This is a genomic window from Microbulbifer sp. SAOS-129_SWC (genome assembly GCF_039696035.1).
Lineage (GTDB): Bacteria > Pseudomonadota > Gammaproteobacteria > Pseudomonadales > Cellvibrionaceae > Microbulbifer.
The window spans coordinates 256,489-275,261 of sequence record NZ_CP155567.1; the positions used below are offsets into that span (position 1 = coordinate 256,489).

19 protein-coding genes are annotated in these 18,773 nt (G+C 58.6%); 9 read left to right on the forward strand and 10 right to left on the reverse strand.

Going from position 1 to position 18,773, the window contains the following annotated elements; translation table 11 throughout:
• The first annotated feature begins 437 nt into the window (after window positions 1-437).
• Complete coding sequence (locus tag ABDK11_RS01135) at window positions 438-1,052, forward strand: hypothetical protein (protein ID WP_346838487.1); 615 nt, start codon at window positions 438-440, stop codon at window positions 1,050-1,052.
• A gap of 250 nt (window positions 1,053-1,302) precedes the next feature.
• On the opposite strand, the gene ABDK11_RS01140 is transcribed toward ABDK11_RS01135, so the two are convergent.
• Window positions 1,303-2,271 (reverse strand): IS30 family transposase, encoded by a 969-nt coding sequence (locus ABDK11_RS01140; RefSeq protein WP_346836609.1) that lies wholly within the window; start codon window positions 2,269-2,271, stop codon window positions 1,303-1,305.
• Between the two features lie 277 nt (window positions 2,272-2,548).
• Here ABDK11_RS01140 and ABDK11_RS01145 point away from each other — a divergent pair, with 277 nt between their 5' ends.
• The 4 genes from ABDK11_RS01145 (at window position 2,549) to ABDK11_RS01160 (ending at window position 5,584) form a co-directional block, all read left to right on the forward strand.
• The gene (locus tag ABDK11_RS01145; protein ID WP_346838488.1) at window positions 2,549-2,977 is read left to right on the forward strand and encodes a hypothetical protein; all 429 of its coding nucleotides are present in this window, start codon (window positions 2,549-2,551) and stop codon (window positions 2,975-2,977) included.
• A gap of 79 nt (window positions 2,978-3,056) precedes the next feature.
• Window positions 3,057-3,434 (forward strand): transposase, encoded by a 378-nt coding sequence (locus tag ABDK11_RS01150; RefSeq protein WP_346838489.1) that lies wholly within the window; start codon window positions 3,057-3,059, stop codon window positions 3,432-3,434.
• Between the two features lie 308 nt (window positions 3,435-3,742).
• The gene (locus ABDK11_RS01155; protein WP_346838490.1) at window positions 3,743-4,270 is read left to right on the forward strand and encodes an IS3 family transposase; all 528 of its coding nucleotides are present in this window, start codon (window positions 3,743-3,745) and stop codon (window positions 4,268-4,270) included.
• Between the two features lie 501 nt (window positions 4,271-4,771).
• Entirely contained in the window at window positions 4,772-5,584 is an 813-nt protein-coding gene (locus ABDK11_RS01160) for a 2OG-Fe(II) oxygenase (protein ID WP_346838491.1), read from the forward strand.
• A gap of 425 nt (window positions 5,585-6,009) precedes the next feature.
• On the opposite strand, the gene ABDK11_RS01165 is transcribed toward ABDK11_RS01160, so the two are convergent.
• From ABDK11_RS01165 to gshB, 9 genes are all read right to left on the reverse strand, one after another.
• Complete coding sequence (locus ABDK11_RS01165) at window positions 6,010-6,567, reverse strand: DUF3833 domain-containing protein (protein ID WP_346838492.1); 558 nt, start codon at window positions 6,565-6,567, stop codon at window positions 6,010-6,012.
• 126 nt (window positions 6,568-6,693) lie between these two features.
• Entirely contained in the window at window positions 6,694-7,938 is a 1,245-nt protein-coding gene (locus ABDK11_RS01170; protein WP_346838493.1) for a heme biosynthesis HemY N-terminal domain-containing protein, read from the reverse strand.
• The gene (locus ABDK11_RS01175; RefSeq protein ID WP_346838494.1) at window positions 7,935-9,371 is read right to left on the reverse strand and encodes a uroporphyrinogen-III C-methyltransferase; all 1,437 of its coding nucleotides are present in this window, start codon (window positions 9,369-9,371) and stop codon (window positions 7,935-7,937) included. The genes ABDK11_RS01170 and ABDK11_RS01175 overlap by 4 nt, the downstream gene beginning before the upstream one ends.
• 121 nt (window positions 9,372-9,492) lie before the next feature.
• Window positions 9,493-10,269, reverse strand: a complete 777-nt coding sequence (locus ABDK11_RS01180; protein ID WP_346838495.1) for a uroporphyrinogen-III synthase — start codon at window positions 10,267-10,269, stop codon at window positions 9,493-9,495.
• Window positions 10,270-10,271: 2 nt separating this feature from the next.
• Window positions 10,272-11,189, reverse strand: coding sequence for a hydroxymethylbilane synthase (hemC, locus tag ABDK11_RS01185; RefSeq protein WP_346838496.1), 918 nt, complete (start codon window positions 11,187-11,189; stop codon window positions 10,272-10,274).
• Between the two features lie 59 nt (window positions 11,190-11,248).
• Window positions 11,249-11,680, reverse strand: a complete 432-nt coding sequence (gene ruvX / locus ABDK11_RS01190; RefSeq protein WP_346838497.1) for a Holliday junction resolvase RuvX — start codon at window positions 11,678-11,680, stop codon at window positions 11,249-11,251.
• Window positions 11,681-11,828: 148 nt separating this feature from the next.
• Entirely contained in the window at window positions 11,829-12,413 is a 585-nt protein-coding gene (locus ABDK11_RS01195; protein WP_346838498.1) for a YqgE/AlgH family protein, read from the reverse strand.
• Between the two features lie 89 nt (window positions 12,414-12,502).
• A complete protein-coding gene (locus tag ABDK11_RS01200; RefSeq protein WP_346838499.1) occupies window positions 12,503-13,408 on the reverse strand; it encodes a TonB family protein in 906 nt (301 codons plus the stop codon).
• 62 nt (window positions 13,409-13,470) lie between these two features.
• Window positions 13,471-14,427 carry a glutathione synthase gene (gshB, locus tag ABDK11_RS01205; protein ID WP_346838500.1) on the reverse strand — a complete coding sequence of 319 codons (957 nt, stop codon included), beginning with the start codon at window positions 14,425-14,427 and terminating at the stop codon, window positions 13,471-13,473.
• Between the two features lie 343 nt (window positions 14,428-14,770).
• On the opposite strand from gshB, the gene pilG reads away from it, so the two are divergent.
• The 4 genes from pilG (at window position 14,771) to ABDK11_RS01225 (ending at window position 18,661) form a co-directional block, all read left to right on the forward strand.
• Window positions 14,771-15,166 (forward strand): twitching motility response regulator PilG, encoded by a 396-nt coding sequence (gene pilG, locus ABDK11_RS01210; RefSeq protein ID WP_346838501.1) that lies wholly within the window; start codon window positions 14,771-14,773, stop codon window positions 15,164-15,166.
• A gap of 250 nt (window positions 15,167-15,416) precedes the next feature.
• Entirely contained in the window at window positions 15,417-15,779 is a 363-nt protein-coding gene (gene pilH / locus ABDK11_RS01215) for a twitching motility response regulator PilH (RefSeq protein WP_346838502.1), read from the forward strand.
• A gap of 16 nt (window positions 15,780-15,795) precedes the next feature.
• Complete coding sequence (locus ABDK11_RS01220; protein WP_346838503.1) at window positions 15,796-16,338, forward strand: chemotaxis protein CheW; 543 nt, start codon at window positions 15,796-15,798, stop codon at window positions 16,336-16,338.
• A 178-nt stretch (window positions 16,339-16,516) separates the two neighbouring features.
• Entirely contained in the window at window positions 16,517-18,661 is a 2,145-nt protein-coding gene (locus ABDK11_RS01225) for a methyl-accepting chemotaxis protein (protein ID WP_346838504.1), read from the forward strand.
• Window positions 18,662-18,773 lie beyond the last annotated feature (112 nt).

An 18,773-nucleotide genomic window follows, 5' to 3' on the forward strand; every position in this document is an offset into this window, starting at 1 on the left:
CGCCCCTGTCGGGGCGCCGCTAAACAAAAGCGTTATGTGTCATGAGGGGCTATGGGTAACACCCTAAACAAGAATTCTAAAATGGAGTGTGCTAGGCACGGCATAAAACCTCCTGCCTTCATTTGCAAGCATCTACAGTATGGTCGAGATGTTGGCTTCTTCGAGCCCGAAGATGTCCCCGATTCTGAGTGGCCATTTAAAAATGCATGGTGCGCTGAATGTGAAGCAGTTGCTATCGAGCAGGGAGGCTGGAACGACATCTCGGAAAAGTTTGCACAGATTATGCCAATCTGCGAAGGGTGCTTTGAGGAAATTAAGCGGCGAAACACATAACAATCACAGGCAGTTTGCGCCGGCCCCTAGTGGGGCCTGTGCGGGACGGCCTACGCTACGCTTCGGCCGCCCCTGCTGAGGGCGCTATGTTTTATGGGAAATTTATGCTTCGAATAATTATTTTAATATTCATAACATCAATTTCGGTTATATCACAGGCCTACGATAGTTTTTCTGAAATATTGAGAAAGGCAATAGCTGGGGATTCGAGTGCTCAGTCTTCACTTGGATTTCAGTATGGTCATTGGTCTAGTCCGAGGTTCAGCAAGGAGCGTTCCAATTACTGGTATTGTCGTTCCGCAAACCAAGGTAACGAAGAAGCCACCATCAATCTAGACAACACAATCGGTGAAAATTGGAAGTCTGAGTGTAAGTCCATTATCGAAAACGGGAATAGAAACGGCTTTAACAAGTACTTTGTATCTGGCCAAAATCTAGGTAAGGTCAAGCTCAGTCTGGAAAGGGAAGCGTCGTATGAAGTGCCTCTTGAACGGTATTGGCGAGTTGAGTGGGCGCCACAGTCTTGTGAGAAAGTTTGCAAGTCAGATATAAAAGTGGAAGGCCAAATATATACAAGCGATGAGAAAAATACAGCGATTTACGGAGATTTCGAATTAAATGCGCAGAAGGAAAATTCTGTAATTTGGCTTTTCCCTGAGACGAAAATTCAGATAAACATCAGCGGTGCGAATGTAAATATTACAGAGTATGCGCAATAAACATAACAATCACAGGCACGCTGCTACGGCCCTGCGGTCCTCCGCGGGACGGCCTACGCTGCGCTTCGGCCGCCCGTGCTGTGGCCGTTAAATGGCAAGCATGAATATAGATTTCTACAAGCTCTATGCGGGTGATTTGGTCACCTTCCATTCGACATTCGAAGAAGCAAAGGAGGCGGCAAAGAAGTATATACCTGATGAAAGCAATCTTCGAATTGAGACGCGGTTTCAAGTAATAACTGCAATTTCTTCATGCAGCGAGCAAATCGTCCCGCCGCCCCATAAATAGCTCATTTGGCGATCGTCCACCCCTGGTCGCTCTTGGTCTGCTGTTCAGGCGGTCCATGACAAACTGAACCTGCTCATCCGATACCGTACTGAAGTCCGTTCCCTTCGGGAAATATTGCCGAATAAGACCATTGGTATTTTCATTGATTCCACGCTCCCATGATGCATAGGGATGGGCAAAGTAAATATCCGCCTCCAGTCCTTTCGCGATCTCTTCATGACCGGCAAACTCAAGGCCATTGTCGAACGTGATTGTTTTGACTTTCTCCTTAAGGTGTACCATATGCGCAACCGCTGCAGCGGCGAGCAAGTCGGCTCTCTTGCCCGTCAGCAACACAATGACCGTATACAGCGATTTGCGCTCTACCAGGGTCAATAGCGCACCTTTGCGGCCTTTGCCGATGACTGTATCGCCTTCCCAGTCGCCAATTCGGTTACCCAGGTCAACAACCTCAGGGCGTTCATCAATACTCACTCTGTTCTTGATCTTGCCGCGTTGATCGTTGCTGCCGTAACGCTTGCGGTAGGGCTTTGACGCTACTCGCAGATGCGTATACAAATCGCCGCCATGAGCCTTGTCGGCATAGATCAGCTGATAAATTGTCTCATGATGTAAGGAAATACCCGTACACCGTTTCAGATAATCTGCTACCTGCTGCGGGCTTAACTCCTGCCGGAGCAGCGTTTCAATCTGATCACGTACCTCGTCCGTCACCTTCCGAGCCTTGTGGGCCCCATACCGTCTAACATTCGACAGCTTTTGAGCTTGCCCGGGCCGGTACCCTCGTAGCCCTTTGTTGCGACGCAGCTCTCGACAGATCGTAGAGGGATGCCTTTCCAGAAGTTCGGCAATCTCTATTTGCGAGTGCCCGGCTTTCTTCAGACTATAAATCTGGTATCGTTCGTTCTCGGTCAGCTGGTTGTAGCTCATCAGTGCTTTTCTCTTGGCGGGGAGAAGCGCCGACTCTACCAGCTGGCCTCTCTCTTACCAATTGCACTTATTATCCGAAACCGCGAGATACTAAAAGAGATAGGTCCCCAAGAAGCCGATTGGTGGGCTTATGAATACGAAAGTAATAAATGGAATCCATCATGAACCTGAGAGTCTGGAACCATTTAACAAGCGCATGTTGTCGCCCCTTGCGGGGCTGGGACCCCGTTCCGCTGCGCTTCACTACGGTCCCAAATGCGGGCGTTAGAAGCAAAAGATGATCACTACGGAGCACCAAACAATTTTGGATAATGAATTAAGAAAGTGTCGCAGCGATCTTGAGAGGCTAGGCGCTGATATCAATGGTTATAGCGGTGGAAGCCCTGAGGGAGATGTTTGGCAATTCACGTTTTCTTTTGAATGCCCTCTGGCGCCAGATAGAGCCTCAGCTGAAATAGGAATCTACTGGCTGCATGGGTGGGGAAAAGAGCCGGAAAACGAGATTAGAATTTACCGTACTGCATCTATATTTCGAAAAGGCTCAACCTCAAGCTATGAAAGTCGAGAGGATTACCGGCGCCCTGTAGTTGGAGTGCCGCTAAGTTTGAGGGAAATAATCGTAGAAGCAATGCAGGAGTGCAAATCAGAGATCGAAAAGGCTTCTAACAAATCAATCAACTTCGCGCCTTCGGCGCCGGACAGCTAAAAACGTGGCTTTGCCACAACACTGCTGATCTGTAACAACTTTTGTGGACAGTATTTTCTGTTCATTAAAGAGGTCCAGAATGGGGCAAACAAAAAATAGAGGCTACGACCGTTACACCTTGGCTTACAAGCTTCAAGTCGTTAAATTAGCCAATCATCCTGACGTTAGGTCAAAGGATGTGGCAGAATCCCTCGGTATACATCCGGTGATGCTGTATCGGTGGCAGATGGAGCACCGCCGTGGGGAGCTGAAGGAAAACAAGCATATGAAGCCAACCAAGCCGTCTCCCAAACGGCGTCCTGATCGCGCGGATCCTGTACGGGAGGCCGAAGACAAGCTCGCAGCCGCAGAAAAGAAGATCAAGAAGTTAGAGCGCGAGCTGGTCAATCGTAACGATGAGATCGACCTACTAAAAAAGGCCGAGCGGTTCTTCCAGCGGAAAAGTAAAGCTGTTTGAGCTCGTTGAGAAGAACCGCTAAGTTCGTGACGTCAGGAGGCTTTGCAGCTTGCTGGGTGTGTCAAAGAGTGGCTTTTACGCGTGGCGCAATCGAGAGGAGAGTGAGCGGCGAAGATATGATCGTCATCTCACCGATGCCATTGTTGAACTTCACCAAGGTTTTAAGCGTGCTTATGGGGCGCGCCGGGTGCATCGGCAACTGAAGCGAAATGGCTTGTCCTGTAGCGTAAGGCGTGTATCTCAGTTAATGAAGTCCGCTGGAATACAAGCTTCTACTAGAGGGCTTTATACCTGGAATCCTGGGAAGCATGAGTTTTACTCTGCAACTGGTTGGCACAGAAGGCCCTGCAGAATCAGCAGGTACCCAGTGGGCTGGTGACTTCACTTATATAAAGACCGGAGCTGGGTGGTTATACCATGCCGTGGTAATCGACCTATATACTCGGTCGGTGATTGGCTGGTCATTTGGCCGAAAGCGAAATAGTGAGTTGACCAAAAGCGCACTCAAAATGGCGCTAGCGCGCCAGCAACCGCAATCGGGGTGTATATTCCATTCAGATCAGGGAATTGAATATGCGGCACATGAGTATCGGGAGCTAGTTGAGTCCGCGGGTATGACTCGGAGTATGAGTCGTAAAGGAAACCCGCTAGACAACGCGGTTGTTGAATCCTTCTTCCATAGTATGAAGACGGAGCTGGCTCATCAGCGCACTTTTGACAATGAGATCGAAGCGGTAGCGCACATCATCGAATACATCGAGTTCTATAACCGAGAGCGGCTTCACTCCAGTCTCGGCTATCAGTCGCCGTCAGAGTATGAAAAACTGGCGGCATAAAGTGTCCACGAAAGTGGTAGCAGATCAATGTAGCCTTTAGATAAGCTTGAAGGTGCAGAGCTAAATAGCTTTGATCTCGGTAAAGAGTCTTCCGGGGTTGAATTTGACAGCGACGCTCATATTGCGTTCAACCCAGCGGAGGTAACCCGTGAGTGAGGTGAGCGCATAAATAGTAAAGTTTTGGTAGCGACCTTCGCTCGGGATGAGTCTCTCAAGATCGAGTTAAGCAATAACCCTACTATCAAGATCTCATTTGAACCTGATTGTTGGGTAGGCATAGAGGCATTTTGTGCAACATTTAAAGGTGGGCCTATCCTAGTTGAGTAGCATCTGAACATGATGAGAGATTTCTTTCCGAGCCTGGGGGTCTCCACTGGATAGCTTACCTCACTCACTTTGTGCTCAGGGCGCTTCGCTCCTATTGTTGTGCATAAAGTGTTCAGAGTCAGGCGCCGCTGCTCGTGGCGCTATACAAAAAACGGAATTAATTGGGGGATCTATATGAAAAGAGAAGAAATTGCTGAATTGATATTAAATAAGCTGGACAAAGAAAAGAATTCTATAGGCGAACTATATAAAAATTCTTCGGCAAAAATTGGTTACTTTTACATAGATAATCTGCTTCCTGATGAATTGGCCAAAAAAATTTACAATTCATTCCCTTCTCCTGATTCAATGAAAATGCGTAAAAGTTTACGCGAATACAAATATATTGCAGCTCAGATGGATCAATATGATCCAATCCTGGAAGAATGTATTTATGCTTTTCAGGATGCTCGAATAGTATCGTTTATACAAGATATATGCGGAATAGAAAGTCTTTATCCTGACAAGTACTTATACGCTGGTGGGATATCGCTTATGGCCAAAGGGAGTTTTCTAAACCCTCATCTAGATAATTCACATGAAAAAGATAGAGCTAAATGGAGAGTTTTAAATCTCCTCTATTATATCTCTCCTAACTGGGAAGGATGTTTTGGTGGCAACTTAGAAATTTGGCCAGAAGGCCCTCAAAAAAAACAAATAACTATTGATAGCACATTTAACCGATTGGTTGTGATGGCAACCCACGGAGCATCATGGCATTCTGTGAGTCCTATAGTTGTAGATGAAAAGCGGGCATGTGTTTCAAACTACTATTTCTCAGATCAATCGCTAAAAGCAGATGATACGTTTCATGTAACCTCATTTCGTGGTCGGCCAGAACAGAACTTCAGAGACGTGATTTTGAGGGCTGATATATTACTGCGCCAAAGTATTCGCAAAATTTTCCCAAAAGGTGCGGTTAAGACAGATCATCTTTACAAGAAATAGTATATTGCTTGCGTAGAAGTTGACTCAAAAATATGTATTCTTCGCGCCTTTATAATAGAGTGTTGGCGTAAATATAATTATAAAAAGGTCTCTTAAAAGGAAAGGAGTTCTAAAACGCCTGGAGCTTGTACATTGCGATTCAAGCGCAAATTAGTATTTTTCCTCATGTCGCTTCATTGATGAGGGATGACATTTTATATGTTCCATCTCGCAGTTACGCGGGTGAGCATAAAAGTTGTGACATTTCTCTTTGCATAAAGAGGTCGGAGGCAATGACAGAGCCGTTAGGAGAGCTATTTAAGGCGATGCTTACGCACGAATGAACGTTTGAAATCACTCAGGGAAGTACAGGTTTAGGTGATCACTCGCTGTAATAACGCGATCGTTAATAACTTCCTATGTCGGCCACTCGGCTTTGGAGCGCTCTAATCCCCACGAATAATCGTCAGCACTATCTCACCGACATCAATCCCCCACTTGCTCAGCTTTGATTGGTTGAGCAGCACGCGGTCGGATACCAGGTACATGCGGTCGTCCACGGCCACGCGGATGCTGCGTCCGTTATAGGGGACTTCCAGTGTATAGCGGATAAACATTGCATTGCCGGCCACGCGCACCCGCCCATCGCCGATGACGTCGCCGGCACGGGCGGTATAGGTTTTTGCGCCCGTCTCGGGATCGATGCCGTTGGGAATCAAGTGCCAGGTGCGCTCCTGGGTCTCGCCGTCATTGAAGACAAAGTGTTCGGCCAGCGCGCCGCGGCCATTTTGCCACCGGCCCTGTATCGTTGCGTTGAAGGTGCGGGTTACTTCTCCGCTGCGATTCTTGACGATGCCGTGGGCGGTCAGCGGGCCGCTGAAAAACTGCTCGGGGATCAGCGCCGGGGTGCGGTCACGGTAGTGTGTGACGCCGGGGCTGCTGCAGGCGCTCAACAGCAACACGGCGGCGGGCAGCAGTAAGCGCAGTGGGGCGAGATGGAACATGGGGACTCCCGGCTAGTGGATGTCCCCGGTATACGAACGCGGATACCGATTGGATGGCTAAAGCGGTGAATCCGCGGGGCAGCGCGCGCCAGATGGTGGCTGGCGAAGCACGGTGGGCCGGACCTGTCAACCCGGCGCGTTGCCCAGCAGCGGTGCGGCTTCACCGGGCAGGGGCAGCTGGGGCAGATCCGCGACGGCCTGCATCAGTCCCTCCTGATACAGCTTGTGGGCCTGCTCTTTTTCGCCGAGGGCGTGGAGCAGCCGCGCCAGTTCGGCCGAGGTGGCGGGATCCGAGCGCAGAATCAGGCTCTTCTCGAAATACTGGCGGGCCTTGCCCCACAGTTCGTTGCGCAGGCACAGGCGGCCGAGACAGGTGAGCAGGTCGGCGTTATCGCCGTACTCCTTCTGCCAGCCGTCGGCGACGGTGAGCTGTGCGGCGGCATCGGCGCCGGTCAGGCAACCGTACAGGCGCGCCATATCCGGGCGCCATTCACGGTTCAGTACCCAGCGCAGCTGCTTCTCCGCCTCGGTGTCGTCGCCGATTTCGTGCAGCAATTGCGCGTACAGGCTGCGCAATTCCATATTGCGCTGCCAGCGGCCGCTGAGGCCCTGCCAGGTCTCGCGCAGTTTCTCCGTGTCGCGGCGGCTGGCGGCGTCGCTCAACTGGTGCTGGTAGACCTCCTGTTCCAGCTGCTGCAGCTCCTCTTCGCGCATATTGGCGTGCTTCTCCAGCTGCGGCAGGAGTTCCCGCAGGCCGTTCCAGTCGCCCAGGCGGTAATAGGCCTGGCGCAGCAGTTGCAGCAGGGCCGGGTGCCTGGGTTCCACCTGCTTGGCGCGCTCGAGGCTGGCGATACACTGCTCGTAGTGCTTGTCGAGCAGCTGCATGCGCGCCTGGCTGAGCGCGACTGCGAGTTGCGTGTCTTCGCCGCTGGCCTCGGCCTTGGCCAGCAGTTCGTTGGCCTCGTCGCGATAGCCCAGCTCGAAGGCGCTGCGGGCGGCGGCGAGATAGTTGATCAGCGGCGCGTCGGAGCGCGGTGCGCTTTTGAGCAGCTGGCGGCGGGCGCGCGACCAGTTCCCCTCCATAAACTCCACCAGGCCATTGGTCAGCCGCCGGCGCGCCACACGGGTACGGCCGAAGCGGATGCGGCTGACACTGCCGCCAATACCGCGCAGCAGGCTACGCAGGAGCCAGATGGCGAAAAACAGCAGCAACAGTGCAAGGGTCAGTGCACCGATGGCGACCCACAGGTTCATTTCAATACGTTCGCCGCCCACCGCAAGCAGCATGTAGCCCGGGTAGCTGCGGATCATTTCGGCGAGGAAGGCACCGAACAGCAAGAAGGCGAGGGCGGAAAACAGGAAGCGTTTCACTGGTTGCCACTCCCCGGTGACTGCTCGCCACCGTTGCTGTTTGCGCCCTGCTGGTTACCGTTATCGAGTTTGTGCAGCCGCTCGATATAGTTGTGCAACGCACTTTGCGAGGCGGACAGGCTGGGCAGTTCCACTGCGATGGGCTCCTGTGCCATCTCCTGCAGTTCCTTGGCGAGCACGTCGCGCTGGCGGGTGTCGGTGCCGTACTCCAGCAGCAGCTTGCGCGCGCGGCTGAGCGCATCCTTGTATACCGTGCTGTCCTCGCGCAGCAGCGCCAGTTCCGCCTGTTCCATATTCAGGCGCAGGCTCTGGCGGAAGCGTGCCTCGCTCTGCGGCGAGAGCAGCACCGGGTCTATGTTGCCATCGCGGATGCGCACCGAATCACGCACAAACTGGGTGAAGTGCTGCCAGCTCCGCTGCCACGCGGATTGCCCGGCTTTGGTCTCCGTTTCTTCCGGCTCTATACTGGCGTCGAGAGTGGCCAGATCGAACTTCGGCTGGATGTCGGTGCGCAGCAGCTGCTCCTCCAGTGCGCGCAGGCGCAGATACAGCCCCTCGCGATCGATATTGTCCACCAGCTTGAGTGCGGTAATGTCCCGAGCCAGCTGCTGGCGCACGCCGTACAGGTCGGGCAGGTTGACGCGGCGTACGATCTGGTCGACTTCTTCCACCAGCCCGAGGGCGGCGCGGCTGTCGCGTTCGAGCATCAGGCGCTGATTGGCGAGGCGCAGCAAATAGTCGGCCTCGGCCAGCTGCCAGTCTTCGCGGCTGGCATTGCCGAGTTCGCCCAGGCGGTTGCCCTGGGCGGTGACGTTGCGCTGCAGTTCGGCGATCTGTTGGCGCAGCTCGGCGACGTTGCCCTGCTGCTGGCGAAGCTGCTCGCGCAGTTCACTGACGCTCTGGCGGGTGGCGCGATCGACTGCCTGCACCTGTTGCGTTGCGGTCTCGGTAGCTGCGGGCTGTTGCGCTGGCGCAGTTGCCGCCGGTGCCTCGGCGCCGGGCTGCGTCTCCGGTGCCGTGGCCGCAGCGGTCTGCGGCGCGCTGGCCGGCGTGGCGGCCGTGGATTCGCGCTTGAATCCGGGAATGAATTCCAGATACGGCGCCAGCCTGTTCTGCACCTGGGGCCAGTTCAGCCAGGCCCAGGTACCGCCAGCGCCGAGCAGGACAATCAGGATCAGCAGCCACAGCCAGCCGAAACCGCGTTTGCCGGTCCTGCTCGCGCCACGTTTACCGCCCTTGCCGCCGCTGCCTGACGCCTTCTTCGCCTCGGTTGCCGTGTCTTTTTTCGCGGCGGTCTTTTTGTCCGCCGCGGCGCCTTTTTCGTGGGCCGCTTTGGTGAAGTTGCTTTCGGCCTGTGCCGGGGTGCCGGGCGCGGACGCCTGCGGAGCGGGGTCGGTGGCTTTGCCGGAATCTTTGGATTTGTCGTCAGTCATGGGTATGGCAGGAACAACGGCGGTAGAAAATGTCGTCAAATTATAGCGACTGGCGGCACGCTTTATATGGCATGTGGCGCTGTTTTAAAAAATTTTACTCAATTCGGGCGGCAAAACCGGCTCAGGCAGCGAGCAGGGCATTTTCCAGGGCCGCCAGCATGGCGTCGTCGCCGGCGTTGCCCGCGGCGAGGGGACGGGCGAAGCCGAGTGCGCGCGCCTGTGCAGCCACCCGCTCGCTGGGACAGATCAGCGGCACCAGCTTGAGTTGCGGGCGGCCGCCGGTATCGATGCAGTGACTGAGGTTGGCGAGAGTTTCACCGCTGTGCACGGCAATCGCATCGGGGCTTTGGCGGTAGGCGGCCAGCTGTTCGGCGGCGCTGGCGGGCAGGGTGCGGCGGTAGAGCTCGCAGTAGTCCACCCGCGCACCGCGCTCGCGCAAGGTGTCGCCGATCAGGGTGCGGCCGCCGCAGCCGCGGAAGATCAGCACCCGCTTGTCTTGCATCTGCTGCAGTTCCGGCCGCGCGAGCAGGGTTTCCGAGTCCATGCTGCCGCTGCTGTGATCGCTGTGGATGCCGCGCTCGGCCAGCGCGCGCGCGGTGGCGGCACCGATGGCATAGCAGTGCGGGCCCAGCGGCAGCTGCGGCCAGTAGTCGTCGAGCCAGTCACAGCCGTGACGCACGGCGTTCTGCGATACGAAAATGGCGCAGTCCACCTGATCGAAATCGAGGATCCGGCTTTTGATCGCCTGCAGCCCGGCGTTGTCGCCGACCGCTTCGATCGCCAGCATCGGCAGGCAGTCCACCGCAGCGCCGGCGGCGCACAGCCGCTCGCACCATCCGCGCGCCTGTGCGGCGGGGCGGGTGACGAGAATGCGCTTGCCGGCGAGCGGTTTGGTCACGGTCAGATGGCGGCGAGAATCTTGTCGGCGCCGGCGGACAGCAGTTCCTCGGCCAGGGCGATGCCCATGGCCTCGCCGTCGGCGGCGGGACCGCGGCGCTCGCCGCGCACCATGGTTGCGCCGTCGGGGCTGCCCACCAGGCCGCGCAGCCACAGTTGTTCCCCCTGCAGCTCGGCGTAGCAGCCGATCGGCACCTGGCAGCTACCGTTGAGACGTTTGACGACGGCGCGCTCGGCGGCCAGCCGCGCCGCGGTGGCGTCGCAGTGCAGCGGCTGCAGCAGGGCTTCCAGCTCGGCGTCGCGGCGGCACTCGATGCCCACGGCACCCTGGCCGCCGGCGGGCAGGGAAATTTCCGGGGCGAGGAAAGTGCGGATGCGCGCGCGCATCTCCAGGCGCAGCAGGCCGGCGGCGGCGAGCACGATAGCGTCGAAATCACCGGCATCCAGCTTGGCCAGGCGGGTGTTCACATTGCCGCGCAGGAACTTCACCTCGAGATCCGGCCGCCGCGCCAGCAGCTGGCACTGGCGGCGCAGGCTGGAAGTGCCGACCACGGCGCCGGCGGGCAGCGCATCGAGATCAGCATAGTGATTGCTCACAAACGCATCGCGTGGGTCTTCGCGTTCGCAGATCACCGGCAGGTGCAGGCCGTCGGGAAATTCCATCGGCACATCTTTCATTGAGTGCACGGCGATATCGGCCTCGCCGTTCAGCATCGCGCGTTCCAGTTCCTTGACGAACAGGCCCTTGCCGCCGACCTTGGCCAGCGGGATATCCAGCAGCTGGTCGCCGCGGCTGGTCAGCGGCAGCAGTTCGATGGTCGCGTCGGGGTGCAGCTGCTGCAGGCGATCTTTCACGTAATTGGCCTGCCAGAGGGCCAGGGCGCTTTCGCGAGTGGCGATGCGGAGGCGGGAAATGGGCATACGGCGTCGGTCGCTTGGGAAATGGGGGGCCCATTCTAGCAGAGCCGTGCGCGAGCGCGTCAGTCGGCAGTGAGGGCGCGCAGCCAGTCCTCGCAAATGATACGCGCAGCGATGGAGTCCACCGGGTCCTGTGCATAGTTGCCCTTGTGGCCGCGCTCGAAGGCCTCTTCCTTGGCGGCGCGGGTGCTGAGTCGCTCGTCGACCAGTTCGACCGGCAGACCGGTGCGGCCGTGCAGGCGGTTGCCGAACTTGCGCGCGCGGGCGCCGAACTCGCTTTCGCTGCCATCCATGTTCAGCGGCAGACCGACCAGCAGTCGCTGTGGTTGCCATTCATCCAGCAGCTTCTGCAGCTGGCCCCAGTCCGGCTGGCCGTCTCTGGCCGGCAGCGGCGCGAGCTCGCGGGCGGTGCCGGTGAGGCTCTGGCCAAACGCGACACCAATGGAGCGGGTGCCGAAATCGAAGGCGAGGGCGGTGATGGTTTTTGAACCCATGAGGAAACCTGTGTGAGACGTAGTGAGCGGTTGGCTGGTGGTGGCCGCCGGAGCGGAGCAGGCGGAGTGTACTGCAGTGCGCGAGCATTGTGACCGGGCTGGCGCACCAGCGCCGCCGGCGGCAAGCGCTGTGGCTTGCCGGGGTCTATTAGGCGTGTCCGGCCTGGGAGCCGAGCCCGCCCATATCGATACCGTGGCGTGCGGCGGCTGTCTGCCAGCGCTTTTCCCACGGCGTCGCGAACAGGATTTCCGGTTCTGCCGGCAGGGTCAGCCAGGCGTTGTCGGCCAGCTCTTCCTCCAGTTGGCCGGGCCCCCAGCCGGAGTAGCCCAGTGCCAGCAGCACGTCGTCGGGGCCGCGGCCGGCGGCGAGGGATTCGAGGATATCCTTGGAAGCGGTCAGGCTGATATCGCGGTTGACCTCGAGGGTGGAATCGAACACCGCGCCGGCGCCGTGCAGGACGAAGCCCTGTTCCGGCGACACGGGACCGCCCAGCAATACCATTTCATCACCGCGCAGGCTGAAGTCCTCGAGGGACAGCTGCTCGAACACTTCTTTCCAGAACACCTTGCTGGGCGCGTTGATGACGATGGCCATGGCGCCGTCGCGGTTGTGCTCACAGACGAAAGCGATGGTCTGGTGGAAGCGCGGATCCTCCATGCCGGGCATGGCGAGCAGGAACTGGCCGCGCAGGCCGCCGTGGGTCAGGTCGCTGTCGATATTGGTGTGGTTCATAGCGCAAGTTTAACCCGAATCGTGTGCCGCCGGTCGCCGGGTGTTATTCGCCCCGCCGAGTGTGGGGCGCAGAATGCCCAGCGGCGCCCTTAGCCACGCTTGGGTGCAGCGCCGGCGGCGGTGGAGAAGCCGGTCATTTCAAAGCGCCAGGTGCGGATGATCTCCAGGCGGTCGGCTTCCTTGCGGATCTCTGCCGGGAAGGGCGCGAAGGGGGCCGCCAGGCGCACAATCTGCTGGGCGGCGTCATCGAGTACGCGCTGGCCGGAGGATTTCAGGATCACCACATCTTCGACTGCGCCAGTGGGCAGCAGCCGCACCATCATGCGCAGGCTGCCGGTGATCTGCTGTTGCAGCGCCTGCTGCGGGAAATTGTCGTTGCCGACGGCTTCCACTTTCTGGCGCCAGGCGTGCAGATAGGCGGCGTCGGCGGAGGCCTTGGTTGCCACCGAGGTCAGGCGGCGGACCCGCGGGCGCTGGGCAATGGTCTGGCGGATCTTGTCGAGGCGCGCCTGCAGGCTGGCAATTTCCGGGTTGGTCAGCGGCAGGTCGTTGGGGGCGTCGCCGCGTTTCTCCTGTGACGGCTTGTCCTCGGCCGGCAGCTCCGGCGCCTGCTGCGGGCTGTCACCGATGGTAGTGACCAGCTGGCGGCGCTGCTCGGCCGGGCGCGCGGCCTGTTGCTGCGGCAGCGGATTGACTTCGCGGATCGCGGTGTCGGCGATTTCTGCGCGGCGGTTGGTGGAAAGTTCTTTGGGCGTGTCGGCGCTGCCGCTGGCCTGCTGGTTGTGCTGCGCCAGGTAGTCGGCGTCTTCGGGCGCCTGCGCGGAACGGTGTTGCGCCAGCGTGACCTCCAGCGTGGGGGGCGCCTGGTGCGCCTCGGGCGCGGAAAAGGCCACGCCGAATATCACCAGCGCGTGAAAGGCGCAGGCGACAAACAGGGCGAACACGAAGCGGTCGTGCTGGGCGGCCTGGAGCTGTGGGCTGGCGGTCGGGTTCATTTGCTTTTTATTGGTTACTGCTTGCGGGTGCACCCAGTCGTCCCTGACTGCGGCTGCACAGTTTAACCCTTTTGTTCGAGCCGGTCTGTGATCGCGCGCATCAGTCGCGCGCCGATGTCGGTATCGTAGGCGGCGTCGATTTCCCGCACGCAGGTGGGGCTGGTGACATTGATTTCGGTCAGGTAGTCGCCGATCACGTCGAGGCCGACAAACAGCAGGCCGCGCTCTTTCAGCGACGGCGCCACCTGCGCGACGATCCAGCGGTCGCGCTCGGTCAGTGGTCGCGCTTCGCCGCGGCCGCCGGCGGCCAGATTGCCGCGGGTCTCTCCGGCTTCGGGAATCCGCGCCAGGCAGTAGGGCACGGCTTCCCCATCCACTACCAGAATACGTTTGTCGCCGTCTTTGATCTCGGGGATATAGCGCTGGCCCATGATCTGCTGCCGACCATGCCCGGTGAGCATTTCCAGGATGGCGCCGAGATTGGCGCCGTCGGGCTTGCAGTGGAACACGCCGCTGCCGCCCATGCCGTCCAGGGGCTTGAAGATGACGTCTTTGTGCGCGGCGTGGAAGGCGCGCAGGCGGGGCATACTGCGGCTGACGATCAGCGGCGGGCAGCACTGGGCAAAGCTGGTGGCGAAGATCTTCTCGTTGCAGTCGCGCAGTGCCTGGGGTTTGTTGACCACCAGTGTGCCCTCGCGCTCGGCCGCTTCGAGAATATAGGTGGAATAGATGTATTCGTTGTCGAAAGGCGGGTCGACGCGCATCAGCATCGTGTCGATCGCGCCCAGCGGCATCTCGGCGGCGTCGCCGAGTTCGTACCAGCGCGCGGGGTCGTCGAACACTTTCAGCGGCCGGCCCACGCCCATGGCGCGCCCGTCGGCGAGGAAGAGGTCACTCTGTTCAAAATAAAACAGGGTAAAACCGCTGCGCTGTGCGGCCTGCAGCAGCGCGAGGGTGGTGTCTTTCTTAAAATTGATCCGGGCGATGGGGTCCATCACCACACCGAGGGAGTAACTCATAGCGGTTTCCGTGCCGGTTGGGTTGTGCCGCCGTAAGTTAAGATCTGGCTGGCAGCGGTGCAAGCGTTTAGCGGTGAAAAGTCTGCTCAATAAATGAACATCTCATGGCTGCGTATCCTGCGCAGTAGAACTTTGCTGACTATTTGTGCATTTGTCTCACGGTGCCACTGTCGTCGCCCGGACTTCGGTAGATTCACCGTGGGTTCTGTGATAAAAGTTGGTTCTGATGTGCGACCTTGGCGTGAACCGAGGCGCCCAGACCCTGAAAGTGGTTCAAGAAAGGGCGATGCCGGCGGTTATATCGCTGTGCCCGAAAAAAAGTAAACAGGGGATTCAATAACCTATGGAGCTCAACTGGGAAAGCCTGACGGTGATGGTGATCGACGATAGCAAGACTATCCGTCGCACCGCTGAGACCCTGCTGCAAAAAGCGGGCTGTACCGTGGTCACCGCCACCGATGGTTTCGACGCGTTGGCCAAGATTGCCGATTCGCGGCCGGACATTATTTTTGTCGACATCATGATGCCGCGTCTGGACGGCTATCAGACCTGCGCACTGATCAAGAACAACAGCGAATTCCGCGCTACGCCAGTGGTGATGCTGTCGAGCAAGGACGGCCTGTTCGACAAGGCCAAGGGGCGCGTGGTTGGATGCGATCAATATTTAACCAAGCCTTTCAGCAAGAGCGAGCTGCTCGGTGCCATTTCCGCGCACGCCAAGCCGCACCACGCGGCCTGAGTTGGCGCCGTGGTTGTGACTTTGTCGAGGTCGCTGGCGTAGAATAGGTCGCGCCGCGATTTTGTTGATCGCGGCTTCAACGATATGGGCGGTTTCTGTATGGGCTCCGTGCCCGGCAGGAACACACGAACGAGTGTGGTTGCAGCCTCCAGTGCTGTACATCGCACGGGAAAGATAAGACTACAAGTTTCCGCTGCAGTTCGCCTGGCGACTGGTGTGGATGCTGACAGTAAATGTCGCGGGGGAAACCATGGCAAGAGTATTGATTGTTGACGACTCGCCAACAGAAACACACAAGCTGACTACAATCCTGGAGAAGAACGGCCATGCGGTGATAGCCGCTACCAATGGCGAGAACGGGGTTGATGTGGCGCGCGAGCAGAAGCCCGATGTCATCCTGATGGATATCGTCATGCCGGGCCTTAACGGCTTCCAGGCCACCCGCCAGCTGAGCAAGGACGACAGCACCAATGGTATCCCGATCATTATCGTGACCACCAAGGATCAGGACACCGACCGCGTCTGGGGCATGCGCCAGGGTGCGCAGGCCTACCTGACCAAGCCGGTCGACGAGGGCAAGCTGCTGGGTACCATCGAGGAGGTGTTGGCCTAGGCCAGCTGCGAACTCAGTGCAGTCAAAACAGACCCCTTATCTCGCACTGGTCGATATCGCGCGGCGCGCCAAGGCGCAGTCCGCCGGCCTGCCCGGCCGCCAGGAGGTAAAGCCTCACTGGACCGGGGTTGGTTTCACTCTGCTGGGCCACCGCTTCGTTGCCTCGATGGACGATGTGGTGGAACTGCTGGAAGTACCGCAGTACACCTTTGTCCCCGGCGTTCAGCCGTGGGTGCGCGGTGTCGCCAATGTGCGCGGCCGCCTGTTGCCGATGTTCGACCTGGCCGCATTTTTCGGCGGCCAGTTGGGCGGGCCGCGGCAGCGGCGCCGGGTGCTGGTGGTCGAGCGCGATAAAGTCTACGCCGGTCTGATTGTCGACGAGCTGCACGGCATGCAGCACCTCCCGTTGGAGTATGCCGGGCATGCGCCGGGCGATTTGCTGGAGCCGTTTGCACCGATGGTCAACGGCCAGTTCCAGCTGCCGCAGGGGCGCTGGCTGGTGTTTGACATGCATGCGTTGATCAACGATTTCCAGTTTATGGATGCCGCGGCCCAGTAGGTCGCGGCATTCTGATTTTCCCGCTCGGGGAAAGTTCGACCGCGATGGCATCTGTCGCGCTCGAAGTCCATCGGGAAAAGCACCACTCGATCTCGTTGAGGTCGGCGTGGAGCAAAGCGTTCATTTAATGTGGTGATAAAAAGAATTGGCCTGGAGACAGGTCCGCCAGGAGTAAACTATGAAAACAGGCTCCCAGAGTTCATTTTCCGCGCTGCGCAGCAACCCCGCGGCGTTGTTTATGGGTCTGCTGGTACTCGCCACACTGGCGGGGCTGATTGTCAGTATCTACCTGGTGCAGACCCAGGGCGACCAGGATAAGAAATACCTGCAGGACGTTGCGGAACTGCGCGCCCTGGCCTATCAGGTCGTGTCCCAGGCCCCATCGGCGACCACCGGTGACGAGCAGGCGTTTGCCGACTTGAAAAAAACGGTCGGCCAGATGGGCGATATCTGGAACCAGCTCAAAGGTGCCGATGCGGGTACCCGGCGCGCGCTGCAGAAAGAGCTGTCCGACTACAGCCAGATCTGGCGTCAGGTGCGCGAGCAGGCCAACACCATCATCGGCAACAAAGATTCCATTATCTTCCTTAACGACGTAGCGAGCACGCTGAACGACTCGCTGCCGGAACTGCAGGCCGAGCACAACAATATCGTGGAGATCCTGCTGGCCAACAACGCCCCGGCCAACCAGGTGGAGCAGGCCCAGTTGCAGGTATGGCGCGCGGAGCGCATCGGCCGGAACATCGACAAGATGCTGCAGGGTGGTGACGACGCGGAAGCGGCTGCGGACCAGTTCAATACCGACGCGAGCCTGTTCGGTAAGGTGGTCGAGGGCATGAAGAACGGCGATGTCGTAATGGGCATCTCCCGCGTAACCGACCCAGAGGCGCGCAAGTCTCTGGACGAGATTACCGAGTTGTTCGAGTTCGTGAGTTCCTCGGTGCGCCAGATCTTCGAATCCACTCCGGCGCTGTTCGCCACCCGCCAGGCGGCGGATGGCATTGCCGCCTCCTCGCCGAAGCTGCTGGAGGCGCTGAACACCCTCAACGACCGCATTATCAACCTGTCTGGCGAGCGCCAGCCGAACAACCAGACCATCGCCATCATTGCCGGTGTGTTCGTACTGTTGATTTTCGGCATGATGATCGCGGCCTTCTCCGGTACCCGCCGCAGCCTGCGTGAAGAGTCCGACACCAACGAGCGTAACCAGCAGGCGATTATGCAGCTGCTGGATGAGCTGGCCGACCTCGCCGACGGTGACCTGACCACCTCCGCCACGGTAACCGAGGCATTTACCGGTGCGATCGCCGACTCCATCAACTACACCATTGACCAGCTGCGGGTACTGGTGTCGCGGATTACCGGCGCGGCCCAGGAAGTATCCGGGCTGTCGCAGGAAACCCAGCAGACCGCGCTGCACCTCGCCGAGGCCTCCGAGCACCAGGCGCAGGAAATCGCCGGCGCCTCCGCGGCGGTGAACGAAATGGCGGTCACCATTGACCAGGTATCTGCCAACGCCGCCGAATCGGCACAGGTGGCGGAGCGCTCGGTACAGATCGCGAGTAACGGTGCCAAGGTGGTACAGAACACCATCAGGGGCATGGACAATATTCGCGAGCAGATCCAGGAGACCTCGAAGCGAATCAAGCGCCTGGGTGAATCTTCCCAGGAGATTGGCGATATCGTGAGCCTGATTAACGACATTGCCGACCAGACCAACATTCTCGCCCTTAACGCTGCCATCCAGGCGAGCATGGCCGGCGACGCCGGCCGCGGCTTCGCGGTGGTAGCGGACGAAGTACAGCGCCTCGCGGAACGTTCCGCCGCAGCGACCAAGCAGATCGAAGGTCTGGTAAAAGCGATTCAGTCGGATACCAACGAAGCCGTAATCTCGATGGAGCAGACCACCACCGAGGTGGTGCGCGGTGCGCGCCTGGCCCAAGACGCCGGTGTGGCCCTGGAAGAGATTGAGGGCGTATCCACCAACCTGGCCGCGTTGATTCAGAACATCTCCAACGCCGCCCGCCAGCAGGCCTCCTCTGCCGGCCACATTTCCAACACGATGAACGTGATTCAGGAAATTACCTCGCAGACATCTGCCGGTACCCAGGCTACCGCACAGTCGATTGGTAACCTGGCCGATACCGCCAACGCCCTGCGTGAATCCGTTGCCGGCTTCAAGCTGCCGAGCGAAGAGGCTGCCGAAGAGAGCGGCGATCTGTACGACGTGGAACTGCCGGAAATGGGCGAAGAGGAGTTCTCGCTGCTCGACCCGGAAGAGGCCCAGCAAGCGGACAATCAGGAGGACCGGGCCCTGGCCTGATCCGGCGGGGAGTGCTCTGCACTCCATCCGGAAAGGTGCCCGCCAACCCGTCGGGCGCGGGGCACAAGGGGCGCGCGCCCGAGGCGCGCACCGGCGTACAGAATGAATTACT